A 13,954-nucleotide genomic window follows, 5' to 3' on the forward strand; every position below is an offset into this window, starting at 1 on the left:
CGCCCTCAGCACCCGTGACGCCCTCAGCACCTCACGCGCGCGTAGCGCTGGTCGGCGACCGCAGCGCCGAGATCGCTGCGCATGGCCGCATCCCCGACCTGCTCGACGCGCTGCGCCGGCGAGACGGCCTGCCGGTGGACGCCTACTGGATCCCGACCGACGAGGTGATGGCCGCGGGGCCGCTCGACGGATTCGACGGTATCTGGCTCGTGCCCGGCAGCCCGTATGCCAGCGAGGCGGGCGCGCTCGCGGCGGTCCGCACGGCCCGGGAGCGGGGCATTCCCTTCCTCGGGACCTGCGGCGGCCTCCAGCACGTCGTGCTGGAGTTCGCCCGCTCGGTGTGCGGCTTCGCCGACGCCGCGCACGCCGAGGTCGACCCCGACGCGCCCCACCCGCTGATCGTGCCGATCGCCTGCGCCCTGAACGGTCACGAGGGCGCCGTCCGGATCACCCGCGACTCCCTCGCCGAACGGGTCATCGGCGCTGACCGCACGGTCGAGCGGTACTACTGCTCATACGGGATCAACCCGGACCACGTCGGCCTGCTGCTCGCCCACGGCCTGCGGTTCAGCGGGGTGGACGAGTCCGGCGACGTCCGCGTTCTCGAGCTGCCCGGCCATCCCTTCTTCCTGGCGACGCTGTTCCAGCCCGAGCTCGGCTCGGATGCCAGCCGCCCGCACCCGGTCATCCGCGGCTTCGCGGAGGCCGCGGTCGCGATGGCCGCGGCCCGGCGAGCGTCGACGCGGGCCGCGCTTCGATCGCTCGGCTGAGCCGGCGGCGCCGCCTCACCGGCCCAGCGTGCTCATGTCCCGCGCAGTCGCGGTGCTCCGTCCCCACTGTCCTGCGCGCAGGTGTGTTAGGGGCTGGCGGCTGGGGATGAGCGTTGCATCCGACACCGAAGTCAGCCGGGAGGAAACATGGCGAGCACGGTACAGGAATCGATCGAGGTCCACGTCCCGATTCGCACCGCCTACAACCAGTGGACGCAGTTCGAGTCCTTCCCGAACTTCATGGACGGTGTCGAGTCCATCGCGCAGCTCGACAACACCCACACCCACTGGAAGGTGAAGGTCGGCGGGCAGGAGCGAGAGTTCGACGCCACGATCACCGAGCAGCTACCCGACGAGCGGGTGGCGTGGAAGAGCACCGAGGGCGCCTCGCACGCCGGCGTGGTGACCTTCCACCGGCTCGCGGACGACGAGACCCGGGTGACGGTCCAGATGGACTGGCAGCCCGAGGGGTTCGCAGAGAAGGCGGGCGCCGCCATCGGGGCGGACGACCGGCGGGTCAAGGCCGACCTCAAGCGGTTCAAGTCGTTCATCGAGCACAACCAGAGCGAGACCGGCGGCTGGCGCGGCGAGGTGCCCCGGCCCGACGCCGCCGGGCCCGCCGGCAACGCGGGTGACCCCCGTGTGGGCCGGACGCCGGGTGACACGTCCTTCGGCGCTCCGGGCACCCCCGGCTCGGCCGGTTCGTCGGGCTTCCCCGGCTCGGGCGGTTCGACGGGCGCTCCCGGCTCGGGTGGTGCTCCCGGCTCGGGTGGTGCTTCGGGCGCTCCCGGCACCGGTGGCGCGCCGTACACCCCCGGTTCGGGCGGCGCGGCCGGTGGCCCGGCCTCCGGCGCCCAGAACCGGACCCCGGGGAGCCCCGCCGGCGGCTGGTAAGCGCGGCTGAACGGAGCACGACGAGCGGCGCGGCCGGTCCGACATCGGGCCGGCCGCGCCGCTTCCCTTCCTCCCCTCTGCACGTCGCCCGGCGCCGTCCGCAGGCCGGGAGGTGACAGGGAGGTAACAAGCCTCCACCAACCGGACACGGTCCCGCGGGGCCGGCATAGGTTTCGATCCACCGACCCCGCCGGCATGTGATAGTCCGGACGCCGGGGACGGCGTCAAACCGTGCCGCGAGGGCGTGAAGCCGTGCCGCGAGGAGGAAGAACGTCGATGCGGGACCTCCGCTGCCTGCCCAAGGGGCATCTGCACCTGCACTTCGAGCTGGGAATGCGGCCGTCGACGCTCGCCGATCTGGCCGCCGCCGCGGGCATTCCGACCCCCCGGACCGGGGGATTCACGGAGTTCGGCGGCTTCAGCGACGTGATCGGCGGGATCCTGCCGGTCTTCCGCCGCCCGGCGGACTTCGAGCGACTCGTCGACGAGATGGTCAGCGACGCGGCCGACGAGGGCGTCGTGTACCTCGAGCCCAGCTTCTGGCCGTATGCCCACCTGGGTGTCTTCGGCAGCGCCGAGGCCGCCTGGGAGACCGTGCTGGCCCGATCGGAGGAGGCGGGCGCGCGGAACGGGGTGACGGTCCGCTGGATGGCCGCGGTGGACCGCGTCTACGACTCCCCCGAACAGGCGGTGGAGGTGGCCCGCACCGCACTGCGCCACGCCGACCGGGGCGTCGTCGGTCTCGGGCTGCACAACGACGAGAACGGCTGGCCACCGGAGCCGTTCGTGGCGGCGTTCCGGGTAGCCCGGGAGGGCGGGCTGCTGTCGACCCCGCACGCCGGCGAGCTCGACGGTCCGGAGTCGGTGCGCGGCGCCGTCGAGGCCCTCGGCGCCGACCGCCTGCAGCACGGCATCCGGGCGATCGAGGACCCGGCACTCGTCGACGACCTGCTCGACCGGGGCACGTGCCTGGACGTCTGTCCCACCTCCAACCTGCTGCTGTCGGTCGTGCCGTCCATGGCCGAGCACCCGCTGCCGGCGCTGCTGCGCGCCGGGGTGCGCTGCTCCATCAACGCCGACGACCCGCTGCTGTTCGGGCCCACCTGCCTGGAGGAATACGAGCTGTGCCGCCGCGAGCTCGGCCTGTCCGACGAGGAGCTGGCGGCCTGCGCGCGTAGCTCGGTGCTCGCCGGCGCGGCCCCGGAGCCGGTGCGGGCGGCGGCCCTGGCCGCCATCGATGCCTGGCTCGCGACACCGGCTCCGCTGACCACTCCGGCCGCCGGCTGAGCCGGGCAGACGAGGACGGCGCGGTGCGCCCGGTGGTCGGAACCGGATCGGCGGCGGGTGACCGGCCGCGGCGGGTGGTCATCGCCCCCGACTCGTTCAAGGGTTCGGCGACCGCGACGGAGGTCGCCGCGGCGCTCGGGGACGGCTGGCGCTCGCGCCGGCCGCGCGACGAGATCGTGACGCTGCCGATCGCCGACGGCGGCGAGGGCACCCTCGACGTCTTCGCCGCCGCCGTGCCCGACTCGGTGCGCCACCCGGTGCGCGTGACCGGCCCGGACGGGCGCCCGCACGACGCCGAATGGCTGGCGCTGCCGGGCGACGTGGCCGTGGTCGAACTCGCGCGGGCGAGTGGCCTGCCGCTCATGCTGGCTCCGGACCCGCTGCGGGCGCAGACCATCGGCCTCGGTGAGGCGCTGCGGGCCGCCCTGGCCGGCGGGGCCCAACGAATCCTGGTCGCGCTGGGCGGTTCGGCCTCCACCGACGGCGGTACCGGTGCCCTCGCCGCCCTGGGGGCTCGCTTCCTCGACGCGCGTGGGGCGGTGCTGCCACCGGGTGGGGGTGCCCTGACGGGGTTGGCCCGGGTGGAGCTGGCAGGCCTGCGGCCCCCGCCGTCCGGGGGGGTGCGCTGTCTGGTCGACGTGGACGCCCCCCTGCTGGGCCCCGCGGGCGCGGCAGAGGTGTTCGGGCCGCAGAAGGGGGCGGGCCCCACCGACGTCGACCTGCTCGCGGCCGGGCTGCGGCGGCTGGCCGAGGTGCTCGGCGGTGAACCGACGGCCCCGGGGGCGGGCGCGGCCGGCGGCACCGCCTACGGCCTCGCCGCGGCCTGGGGCGCCGACCTGGTGCCGGGTGTCCAGACAATCACCGAGGCGGCCGGGCTGCCGGCCGCCCTCGCCGGGGCCGGGTGGGTGGTGACCGGCGAGGGCCGGTTCGACCGGACGTCCCTGGCAGGCAAGGTGGTGGGCGGGGTGCTGGCCCTGGCCCGGGCGGCGGGTGTGCCGGTGCTCCTGGCCGCGGGCCAGGTGGATGCCCCCCGTCCGGAGGGGGCCATCGCCGAGGTCGCCCTGGCCCGGTTGGCGGGCGGTGCGCAGGCGGCGATGGCCGAGCCGTTGCGCTGGCTGCGCGCGGCCGGCGCGGAGCTCGCCAGCCGGGCTGGCTGACGTCGCAACGGGGATGCGCCGGGCGGGCCGGGCGGGACGGCGTCAGACGGCGTCAGACGGCACGGTTCATCCCGGTGAGGACGTAGCCGATCTTGCGCCAGGTGTTCGCTCCGCAGATGCCGTCATCGGGGATGNGGCCGAACCACGGGGAGGCGTAGCGCTGCAGTGAGGCCACCCGCGCGGTGGTGCGTGGCCCGTACTCNCCATCCGGATTGATCCGGTTGGGATCGCCGGTCGGCGCCTCGTGGCCGAAGATGATGTTCAGCGCGTTCTGGAGCTCCACGACGTCCGCGCCGCGGGCGCCCTCGCGCAGCGTCGGCCGGCCGGCGTACCGGTCGCGGGGGTCGGACGACACACCGCGACCGTTACCGAGCGCGAGCGCGAGGATGTCGCTGCGGCGTGCCGCTCGGCGGTCGCCGGGGCAGGTGTGCCCGCCCCATGCCTGCCCGCCCATCCGGTGGGTGCCGAGGCCATATCCGTTCGGCGAGTCGGCGATCTCCCCTTTCCAGCCGAACTCCCGCATCCCCCAGCCAAACAGCTCGGCCAGTCTGGTGATTTGTGCCGGTGTGTAGTCCTCGGTGTCGTAACCTTCGCATTCGCAGGAGATCCAGTACGGATTCCCGGCCGCCTGCGCCCAGGCCCGCTGATCGAACGGAACATACTGCTCGAAGTCGCCGTTCCTGGACAGCCAGAGATGGGAGCTGACCTGGCTGGCGGCGTTGTCGAACCAGCCGAACAGCGAGCCGGTGCCGACCTGGACGTGCGCGATGAGTCCGCGGGTCGGCTGGATCATCGTGCCGGACGTGTTCCGCACCGGCCGCAGTCGGGCGGGGGGGTAGAGGGTCGGCGCCATCGTCAGCGGCCCTCCCGTGCGCACACGTCGTCACGACAGGTCCCCGTCTGGAAAATCACGATTCCGGGCCGCTTCCTCTTCGTGCGGTTGATAGTCGGTGTCGACCAAGGATGGCCGGTCCCGACCGGTACAGTCCTGCTTTCTACTCGGAGCGCCGAGATGGTCGCGATGCCGGGTCTGGTGTTGTCGGTCCGTGTCGGGCAGGATGCCCGGACGTACCGCCCCCGGAAACCTCCGCGCCCACGCACCGGCGGCATCCGGCGCCGGATCGCCTCGTTCGGGGGCTCGGGTCCGGACTCATCTGCCGGCCGTCGGCCGGCCCGGCGCCTAGACTGCCGGCCTATGTCCGGATCCGGCCTGTGTCTCCCCCGATCGGACCAGTGGCGGTGAGCGGGCGCTCCGGCGACGCCGCCGTCACCGTGGTCGCGGGGACGCCCCCGCGCACCGCGCTCGACCTGCGGTACGAGGTCTTCGTCCGAGAGCAGGGCGTGCCGCCGGAGCTGGAGTACGACGGCCTCGACGCCACCGCGGACCACGCCGTCGTGCTCGATGGCGACGGTCGGGCGGTGGCCACGGCTCGCCTGCTCGATCCGGGGCCCCGCGAGCCGGACGCGGAGCCGGCGGGGGTCATCGGGCGGGTCGCCGTCTCCGCCGCCTGGCGCGGCCGGGGCCTGGGTCGGCTGGTCACCGCGGCCCTGGAGGGACGGGCAGGGGAGCGCGGACTGCCGGCCGTGGAGCTGCACGCCCAGACGAGGGTGGCGGACTTCTACACCCGCCAGGGGTACCGGTCGATCGGCGAACCCGACGTCGAGGCGGGCATCGAACACGTGTGGATGCGCCGCGAGCTGCTTCCCGGCCTGCGGCGGGCGCGGGACTCCGACGCCGCCGCCCTCCAGGACCTGATCGCGACCGCCTGGGCGGAGTACCCGGGCTGCGTCCTCGACGTGGACGCCGAGGAGCCATGGCTGCGGGCCCCCGGGTCGGCCCATGCGGCCGGCGCGGGGGAGCCCGCTCGGGCCCTGTGGGTGGTCCAGGCGGACCCCGCCGATCCGATCGGGGCGGCGGGACCGGCCGGCGGGCTGCTGGCCAGCGTGGCGGTGTGGGCCCGACCGATGGCGAATCTTGCGGCGGCGGCCGAGCTGAAGACGCTGTACGTGTCGGCCCTCGTCCGCCGCCGAGGACTCGGTTCGGCCCTGGTGCGCCGCGCCGAACGGGAGGCCCGGCGGTGGGAGGCGCGGCAGATGCGGCTGTGGACGGACACGAGGTTCACCGACGCTCACCGGTTGTACCGGCGGCTGGGCTATCGGGCGACCGGGCACAGCCGCGACCTGCACGACCTCTCGGCGACGACCGAAATCGAGTTCCATCGCCCGCTGCCGGGGGCGAACGAAATCCCAACGTCCCGCCAACTCTCGCTATCCTGACGGGCGCGTGCTGTTTTATTTACGGGAATCCCGGACCAAATGGTGGAACGGGTGTTCCGATCCCGCGCAGACGGCTCGTCCGACGGTCGTTCGCGGCCGGGGTCGACAAGGAGGCATTCAATGCCGTATGCCGCAGCCTCGCGACGGCGGGCCGGGCAGCCGATGCCCGCCCCCGCGGGGGGCCCTCCCGCTCCCGGCGACGACCACCCACCGGCCCGGCCCACCGCGCGCCGGCGGGGCCGATGCCTGCGCGGATCCCGGCCGGCCCGAACGACCCTCGCGGCGGCCGGCGCCACGATCGCCCTGACCGGGCTGTTCGCCGTGGCCGACGCCGGGGCCGCCCGCGCCGGCGGCGTGGTCTGGGCGAGCTGCCCGTCCGGCCAGGTCAGCGAGGTCAGCGTGCCCGCGTCGGACGGGGCGCCGGCGACCGGCGCGACCTGGCTCGAGGCCGGCTACTACGCCCACATCGCGACGTTCTGGCGGCCGGCGACGGCGCTGCTGTGCCGGACCGAGGCTGGCCGCGGGGTCGACGCGGGCGAGCCCACGTTCCGCTTCGAGCATCAGGGCTGCCCGGGCGGCGAGGCGACCTTCGGTGTGCCGCGCCCCGCCGCCGCCGGCGGCGGCAGCGGCGCCGACGGGCCGCCGGTGACCTGGGGGACCTACCTGCCGGACGGCTGGTACGACCTGGGCGACACCAGCGACCCGGCGTGGACGTCGGTCTGCTGGTCGTCCTTCCAGCGCTGACGGCCGCATCCCGGCGGGGGCCCTGATCTTCTCCCGGTGGAGAGGGCCCCCGGCAGGGATGGCCGCCGGTACTAGTAGCGGTAGTGGTCGGCCTTGTACGGACCCTCGACGGGCACGCCGATGTAGTCCGCCTGCTGCTTGGTCAGCTCGGTGAGCTTCACGCCGAGCGCGTCGAGGTGGAGCCGGGCGACCTTCTCGTCGAGGTGCTTGGGCAGCACGTAGACGCCGACCGGGTAGCTCTCGGTCTTGGTGAACAGCTCGATCTGCGCGATCACCTGGTTGGTGAAGCTGTTCGACATCACGAAGCTCGGGTGACCGGTCGCGCAGCCGAGGTTCATCAGCCGNCCCTCGGCGAGCACGATGATCGAGTGGCCGTCCGGGAACACCCACTCGTCGACCTGCGGCTTGATGTTGATCTTTTCGATGCCGACGGTCTTCGTCAGGCCGGCCATGTCGATCTCGTTGTCGAAGTGTCCGATGTTCGACACGATCGCCTGGTGCTTCATCGCGGCCATGTGCTCGGCGGTGATGATGTTGAAGTTGCCGGTGGTGGAGACGAAGATGTCGGCGATCCCGACGACGTCCTCGAGCACGGTCACCTGGAAGCCGTCCATCGCGGCCTGCAGCGCGCAGATCGGGTCGATCTCGGTGACGATGACCCGGGCGCCCTGGCCGCGCAGCGCGTCCGCGCAGCCCTTGCCGACGTCGCCGTAGCCGCAGACCACGGCGACCTTCCCGCCGATGAGCACGTCGGTCGCGCGGTTGAGGCCGTCGATGACCGAGTGCCGACAGCCGTACTTGTTGTCGAACTTCGACTTCGTCACCGAGTCGTTGACGTTGATCGCCGGGAAGGCGAGCGTGCCGGCCTTGGCCATCTCGTAGAGACGGTGCACGCCGGTGGTGGTCTCCTCGGTGACGCCCTTGATGTTCTGCGCCGTCTCGGTCCAGCGACCGGGCTTCTCGGCAATGGTGCGGCGCAGCGTCTCCAGGACGATCGCGTACTCCTCGCTGTCCGAGGGGTCGGTCGCCGGGACCGCGCCGGCCGTCTCGAACTGCGCGCCCTTGTGGACGAGCAGGGTCGCGTCGCCGCCGTCGTCGAGGATCATGTTCGGCGCGCCGCCGTCCGGCCAGGCCAGTGCCTGGTCGGTGCACCACCAGTACTCCTCGAGGGTCTCGCCCTTCCAGGCGAAGACCGGCACGCCCTGCGGGTCGTCCTTGGTGCCGTTCGGCCCGACGACGATCGCGGCGGCCGCGTGGTCCTGGGTGGAGAAGATGTTGCAGGAGACCCAGCGGACGTCGGCGCCGAGCGCCACCAGGGTCTCGATGAGGACCGCGGTCTGGATCGTCATGTGCAGGGAGCCCATGATGCGGGCGCCCCGCAANGGCTGGCTGGCCGCGTACTCCGCCCGGGTGGCCATCAGGCCGGGCATCTCGTGCTCGGCAAGACGGATCTCCTTGCGGCCGAACTCGGCCAACGCGAGATCCGCGACCTTGAAGTCGAAACTCATGCCTTCTCCTTCGACGCTCGGGCGGCTGCCGAGCCTGGGTGGCGGGTGCGGAGTCCCGGGAACCACCCGCCAGCGGCGGCGGTGGCCGTGATGCGCCGGCCCGGGAACACGTTTCCTGAGCGTGCCACATGCGGGCAGAGGAACGAAGACCCGGGCCAGCCGGGCGGCGCGGCCGTCCAGTCACGCCCTCACGGCGGGGTAGCCCGGCCCGGGTTTCGCCTCACCCTCGCCGTGATGCCCGCTGAGCTGGTCGGACACCCGGTGCCGGCGCGGCCCTTGGCGCGCCCGGCCCCGAGCCCCCGGCGCCGGCCGCGTCCCCGCCGCCGCGCGGTGTGCCGGACGATCGGGCCTCGCGGGTCTGTCCTGTAGCCGCCTGTCCGCTTATGAGTCTTTTGTCCGACAGCCCAGGCTCCAAGACCGCAACCGCGACCGCGCCACCGCCGCCGCGGCGGTGCACCCAACCCCGCTCGTCGGCCCAGACCAGCAGCGGAGGCAGGACGACCAGTGCGGACAGCAGGGCGACGGCCACGTTCAGGGCGACGAGCAGGCCGAAGTCCCGCAGCAGCGGCAGCGAGCTGAACGCCAGCACGGCGACGCCGATCACGGCGGCCAACGCGGAGACGAGGAAGGCCCGCCCGGTACGGGCCGCAGCCGCCTCGACCGCCTCGAGCGGCCCCAGGCCCCGGCGGCGTTCCTCCAGGTGGCGTAGCACGAGCAGGGTCGTGAACTCCGTGCACAACGCGATGATCAGCGGGCCGCTGACCGCCGTGAGCGGGCTCAGGTCGACCCCGATCAGCATGGCGATGATCGAGCTGAGTCCCACCGCGATCAGCACCGNCACCACTGACAGCACCGCCCGCACGAGGCTCCGGTTGTACAGCACGAGCAGGACGAACACCGCGGCCAGGGCGTAGTACGTCAGCTCGACCCGGTTCCTGGCGAAGTTGTCCAGCAGACCGGTGCCGACGACGGCGAGCCCTGACGGGGTGGCGCTGATGCCGGCCGCTGGGCGGACATGGTCGCGGATGTCGTCGACGACGCCGGCCTGGCGCTCCAGCGACCCCGAACCGGTCCGGAAGACGAGGTTCAGCGCGTGATGCTCGCGGTTGACCATGGCGCGCTGGACGTCGGGCGGCGCCACCTGGTAGGCGAGCCGGATGTCCGCGCCGGTCGGCATCACGACGGTCGTGTTCGGCACCTCCATCATGAAGCTGATCGTCGTGACCAGGCTGGAGGCGTCCAGCAGGTCGTCGGGGTGGGCCGCGAGCTGTGCGTTGGCGAATCTGCCGACGAAGCCCGCCGTCGCGTCGTCGAACACGTCGCCCGACTGGACGAAGATGCCGAGCTCACTGGCCGAGCCGGTGCTCGCCCGCAGCGTGTTGATGTTCTTGATCACCTGGCTCTGCTGGTCGACCCACTTCTCGGGGTCCGTCTGGATCGTCAGCCGGCCATCCGCGAAGATCCCGCCGATGAAGATCGCCACGGCGGCCACGACGAGTGGGATCGCGGTGATCCGCGGCAGGGCGCCCAGCCGGATGACGGTGCGGCCGAGCGGGCCGTGGGTGTAGTCCTTCGGCGGCGTGGGGCGGCGCCGTTCCCGCATGGTCAGCGACGCGGTGAGCAGCAGCACCGTCGCGACGACGATGACCGGCAGCCCGAGCGCGAGCAGCGTGCCGAAGTCCCGGATCATCGGTACCTGGCTGAACTCCAGGGCCAGGAAGGCAAGCACGGCGGCGACGGTGGCCAGCGCGAGCGCGGGCAGCAGCCCGGCCAGGGCCGCCATCACGGGGTTGCCGGCCCGGTCGAGCTGGGCTTCCTCCTCGACCCGGCTGTGGAACTGCACGGCGAAGTCGATGCCGACGCCGAGCAGGACGGGCAGGCCGGCGATGGTCACGACGGACAGCGGCACGCCGATGTACCCCGCGAGACCGAAGGCCCAGATGAGCCCGACCCCGACGACGCCGAGCGGCAGCAGCCGCCAGCGCACCGCGAACGCGACGACCAGCAGCCCCGCCATCAGGGCCAGCGAGATGGCGCCCAGGGTGAGGAAGCCGCCGCGGAGGTAGTTGTTGATGTCCCGGAGCAGCACGGCGGCGCCGGTGGTCATCGCCGTCGCGTGGTCGAACCGCAGGCCGGAGGTGGCCCGCTCGACGATCCGCGCACCCTCACCCTCGGCGTCCAGCGAGGCATTGCCCTCCAACCGGGTGACCATCTGGGCGGTCGACGGGGTCGGGAAGAACGGCCGCAGCGACTTGCGGATCGCGCCGGTGTTGTCGTGGAGCAGGAAATCCACCCAGGCCGGGTTGTCGACCGTGCGCTGCGCCTCGGGGATCGCCTGCATCCGCTTCAGCGTGGCCAGCGAGTCGGCGAGGCGGCGCTGCGCGGAGCCCGGATCCGGGTCGCGGCTCTGGGCGCCCAGCAGGATCTTGGCGGCCGGGCTGTCGAGGACGTTGCCGTTCTTGCTGCGCACCAGGTTGTCGGTGAACTCCAGCGCGGTCAGCGGGGTGATCGTCGACTGGACGCGCGGGTCCGCGTCGAGTTCGGCCTGCAGGTCCCGGAACTGCTTGATGTTGTGCGGGGTGAACAGGTCATCGGCGTCGGCGCCGCGCTCGATCGTGAACAGGGTGAGCATCGCCTGCCCGCCAAACAACGACTGGTAGTCGACGTTGTCCCGGGCCACCTGCGAATCGCTGTTGAGGTAGTTGTCCTGGCCGGTGGTGAACTNCAGCCGGTTCAGTCCGTACCCGAGGACGAGCGTGACGAGCAGGGTAACGACGGCGACGACACCGGAACGCCGGCCGTTGCGTGCGACGAGTGCCCGCCAGCGCCCGCCCGGGCCATCCGGCGGGTCGGCGGGCCCGCGCGCCCGTGGACCGGTCGGCCTTCGCGAGGAAGGGGCGCCGGGATCCGCGTCGGACGAGCTCGTGCGGTCGGTCGGGTCAGGAGGGCTCGTCGGATCATCGGCTGGCATGGTGCTTGGCGGCATCGGGCACGCTCCGGAGTCTTCGTTGGCCTCCGGATCAACGCAAAGTGACCGGTCGGTCCGAGGGCTACACCCCTCGGTGTATAGCGCAGATCACATCCGAGTGGTGTAGCTCGGGCATTGATCTTTTGTGCACATTCTGAATGAAACCGAGGGGGCACATTGCGTAATCGGCGGCGGAGGTCTCGACGCCTCATAGACGCAAGGCAATCCCGGTGACCCTCGTTCGGCCTGAAGGTGGCCGTAGGAATGGGCGGGCCGGGGGGCGACCCCGCACCTCCCCCGTGCGTCGCCCGATGGTGCCAGTGCACGGCGGCCGCGTGGCGTGATCGTCGGCGGTCGGCCGGCGCGGGCCGGGCCGACCGCCGACGCCGGTGGTCAGACTCGGGCGGTCTCTCGGGCGACGTGGAGCTCGACGAGCGAGTCGCAGCTCGGGAAGAACAGCCCCTCGTGCCCGTCGTCCCATCGAACGACGTACGGCGGACCGCCGTCGGCGCCGCGTATCTCGATCACGACGCCGTGCCGTTCCGGACTGCCCACGGTGCGGCCGTGGACGACGAACCTGTCTCCGACGGATGCGGACATCATGGCGGTCAACCTCCCTGCCGTTGTGGTGACCGATGGCATGCACCTGCGCTATCTGCGTAACACAGCCGCGGGGGCCCGGCCGGCCCGAAGTCCGAAAGGTCGCCGAAGTCGCGGGCGAGCCCGGCCGGTCCCCACCAATCCCCGCCGGTCCCGCGGTCGAGTCCGGCGCAGCCGCGCGGCGCGCGTCACGGGCACCGCTGGAGGCCTGGGGTCCCCAATCCGGCCACCCCCGCCGCCGTCGCCGGATCGTTCGTCCTACGCCGGCCGATGTCCGGAAGCAGGGCGGTCACGCAGGCTACGTCCTACCCGCGGTGAAATCGTAGGTCGTGGGTTCCCCGTCGTTAATCTGCGGGTAAGGCTGCTGTGGGAGGCGATCACTCGTCCGCCGCCGGTCTCACGGTCGGAACCGCTATGCGACCCAGCGTGAGACGTCGAGAAGAGTTCCGGGGACTGAGCCCTATCTCACATCTTTTTCCCGGCCCTCCTTACCGATCGGTCGGTAGGAACGATGGATGGGTTAACGGGAAGTGTCGTGATGGGGAGGCGGAGATGGTTCGGAGCTGCTCATGGTGAGCACGACGGGCCAGACCCTGATGGGCGGGCCGGTCCGGCCGGCCACGCTGGCCCGAGGCTCCGGTCGGGGTGACCGACCTGGTCGGGCGGCTGGGGCGCTGCGCAGCAGCGCCTTCATCGTGGGTCAGGTCGTTCTGCTGGGCTCGTTGTACTGGCTCTACGGGCTCGGCCGGCACTTCGCCGACGGCCGGGAGCTCGTGGCCCTGCACCACGCGAAGCGCGTCTGGCACATCGAGCGCCTGTTCGACCTGCCGAACGAGTCATCCATTCAGTCCCTCGCGCTCCACTCCAGCCACCTGCTGGAGTTCGCGAACCGCTTCTACATTGCGGTGCACTTCCCCGCGGCGATCATCTTTCTGCTTTGGGTGCTGATCTTTCAGCGGCCGGCCTGGCGCCGGGTGCGGACGGTCATCATGGCGTCGACCGGCGTCGCGTTGCTGATTCACATCGCCTACCCGCTGGCGCCCCCCCGATTCCTGCCGCGGCTGGTGCCCGGAGTGAATCTCGTCGACACCGGGGCGGTGTTCGGGCCGTCGCCCTACGGGCCGCACGACACCGTCGCCAACCAGTACGCGGCGATGCCGAGCCTGCACATCGGGTGGTCCATCCTGGAGGCGTGGGGGGTGATCACCATCCTGCGCGTCCGAGCCCGGTGGCTCGCCGTCCTGCATCCGATCATCACGACCGTCGTCGTGGTCATCACGGCGAACCACTACTGGCTCGACGGCATCATCGGTGGCGGCCTGGTCGTCGCCGCGGTCCAGCTCACTCGGCCGGAGGTCCAGGCCCGGCTGCGGCTGTGGGCCATCGCCTTCCGCCTGCCGGTCCGGGCCCTGCCCGCCGCCGCGATGGCCTGCGCACCGGGGACGGGCGCACCGGTGGCGTTGGCGGGCGGACCGCCACCCGGGGCGATCATCCAGGATCGTCCAGGGGCCGCCGGTCGGCCCGCGTCCGCGGTGCCGCAGGCCAGGAAGGGCCCCTCGGCCGACGTCGACGCCGGCGCGACCGTCGCCCGCGCTCCCGACCCGCCCGACGGGGTTGCGCCACGGGCCGCCCCGCCGCAGCGGGCCGCGGCCGAGGACGCCGACGATGCCGGCGGAGATGCCGGCGGAGATGCCGGTGGAGACACCGAAGGAGTGGCCGCGCCTGAAGGAGCGGCCGGCACCTGAGGAG

The 13,954-nt window shown here is 72.6% G+C and carries 10 protein-coding genes and 6 pseudogenes; 7 read left to right on the forward strand and 9 right to left on the reverse strand.

From position 1 onward, the window contains the following. The 4 genes from FF86_RS18100 to FF86_RS18115 form a co-directional block, all read left to right on the forward strand. A partial coding sequence (locus FF86_RS18100; RefSeq protein ID WP_242418995.1) for a CTP synthase occupies positions 1-770 on the forward strand: 770 nt, incomplete at its 5' end. 147 nt (positions 771-917) lie between these two features. Beyond that, entirely contained in the window at positions 918-1,664 is a 747-nt protein-coding gene (locus tag FF86_RS18105; protein ID WP_044886041.1) for an SRPBCC family protein, read from the forward strand. Between the two features lie 276 nt (positions 1,665-1,940). Continuing rightward, a complete protein-coding gene (add, locus tag FF86_RS18110) occupies positions 1,941-2,951 on the forward strand; it encodes an adenosine deaminase (protein WP_044886042.1) in 1,011 nt (336 codons plus the stop codon). A 23-nt stretch (positions 2,952-2,974) separates the two neighbouring features. Continuing rightward, positions 2,975-4,108, forward strand: a complete 1,134-nt coding sequence (locus FF86_RS18115; protein WP_044886043.1) for a glycerate kinase — start codon at positions 2,975-2,977, stop codon at positions 4,106-4,108. Between the two features lie 52 nt (positions 4,109-4,160). Here the strand turns inward: FF86_RS18115 and FF86_RS51480 are convergent. The 3 pseudogenes from FF86_RS51480 to FF86_RS18120 all read right to left on the reverse strand — a co-directional run. Beyond that, positions 4,161-4,242: pseudogene (locus tag FF86_RS51480) on the reverse strand (N-acetylmuramoyl-L-alanine amidase); the annotation flags it as partial. A 1-nt stretch (position 4,243) separates the two neighbouring features. Continuing rightward, positions 4,244-4,310, reverse strand: a pseudogene (locus tag FF86_RS51485) (hypothetical protein); the annotation flags it as partial. Position 4,311: 1 nt separating this feature from the next. Beyond that, positions 4,312-4,961: pseudogene (locus FF86_RS18120) on the reverse strand (N-acetylmuramoyl-L-alanine amidase); the annotation flags it as partial. Positions 4,962-5,347: 386 nt separating this feature from the next. Between FF86_RS18120 and FF86_RS18125 the strand changes: the two are divergent. Beyond that, positions 5,348-6,385, forward strand: coding sequence for a GNAT family N-acetyltransferase (locus FF86_RS18125; RefSeq protein ID WP_236705306.1), 1,038 nt, complete (start codon positions 5,348-5,350; stop codon positions 6,383-6,385). 120 nt (positions 6,386-6,505) lie between these two features. Further along, positions 6,506-7,129, forward strand: coding sequence for a hypothetical protein (locus tag FF86_RS18130; protein ID WP_044886045.1), 624 nt, complete (start codon positions 6,506-6,508; stop codon positions 7,127-7,129). A gap of 71 nt (positions 7,130-7,200) precedes the next feature. Here the strand turns inward: FF86_RS18130 and FF86_RS51490 are convergent. The 6 genes and pseudogenes from FF86_RS51490 to FF86_RS18145 form a co-directional block, all read right to left on the reverse strand. Further along, the coding region (locus FF86_RS51490; RefSeq protein WP_242418996.1) for an adenosylhomocysteinase at positions 7,201-7,473 on the reverse strand (273 nt) is incomplete at its 5' end. A gap of 1 nt (position 7,474) precedes the next feature. Next, positions 7,475-8,511 (reverse strand): annotated as a pseudogene (locus tag FF86_RS18135) (adenosylhomocysteinase); the annotation flags it as partial. A gap of 1 nt (position 8,512) precedes the next feature. Then, a pseudogene (locus tag FF86_RS51495) lies at positions 8,513-8,637 on the reverse strand (adenosylhomocysteinase); the annotation flags it as partial. 220 nt (positions 8,638-8,857) lie between these two features. Further along, on the reverse strand, positions 8,858-9,474 hold a 617-nt coding region (locus FF86_RS51500; protein WP_242418998.1), incomplete at its 5' end, for an MMPL family transporter. Between the two features lies 1 nt (position 9,475). After that, a pseudogene (locus tag FF86_RS18140) lies at positions 9,476-11,361 on the reverse strand (RND family transporter); the annotation flags it as partial. Between the two features lie 637 nt (positions 11,362-11,998). Next, positions 11,999-12,205, reverse strand: coding sequence for a DUF1918 domain-containing protein (locus tag FF86_RS18145; RefSeq protein ID WP_044886099.1), 207 nt, complete (start codon positions 12,203-12,205; stop codon positions 11,999-12,001). Between the two features lie 569 nt (positions 12,206-12,774). On the opposite strand from FF86_RS18145, the gene FF86_RS18150 reads away from it, so the two are divergent. Beyond that, the gene (locus FF86_RS18150; RefSeq protein ID WP_044886048.1) at positions 12,775-13,950 is read left to right on the forward strand and encodes a phosphatase PAP2 family protein; all 1,176 of its coding nucleotides are present in this window, start codon (positions 12,775-12,777) and stop codon (positions 13,948-13,950) included. Positions 13,951-13,954 lie beyond the last annotated feature (4 nt).

The sequence above is a fragment of the Frankia sp. CpI1-P genome (assembly GCF_001421075.1).
In the GTDB taxonomy this organism is placed as follows: domain Bacteria; phylum Actinomycetota; class Actinomycetes; order Frankiales; family Frankiaceae; genus Frankia; species Frankia torreyi.

Coding starts and splice junctions, on each gene's coding strand:
- FF86_RS18105 (WP_044886041.1), top strand. CDS start 918: ATGGCGAGCACGGTACAGGAATCGATCGAGGTCCACGTCCCGATTCGC.
- add (WP_044886042.1), top strand. CDS start 1,941: ATGCGGGACCTCCGCTGCCTGCCCAAGGGGCATCTGCACCTGCACTTC.
- FF86_RS18130 (WP_044886045.1), top strand. CDS start 6,506: ATGCCGTATGCCGCAGCCTCGCGACGGCGGGCCGGGCAGCCGATGCCC.
- FF86_RS18145 (WP_044886099.1), bottom strand. CDS start 12,205: ATGTCCGCATCCGTCGGAGACAGGTTCGTCGTCCACGGCCGCACCGTG.
- FF86_RS18150 (WP_044886048.1), top strand. CDS start 12,775: ATGGTGAGCACGACGGGCCAGACCCTGATGGGCGGGCCGGTCCGGCCG.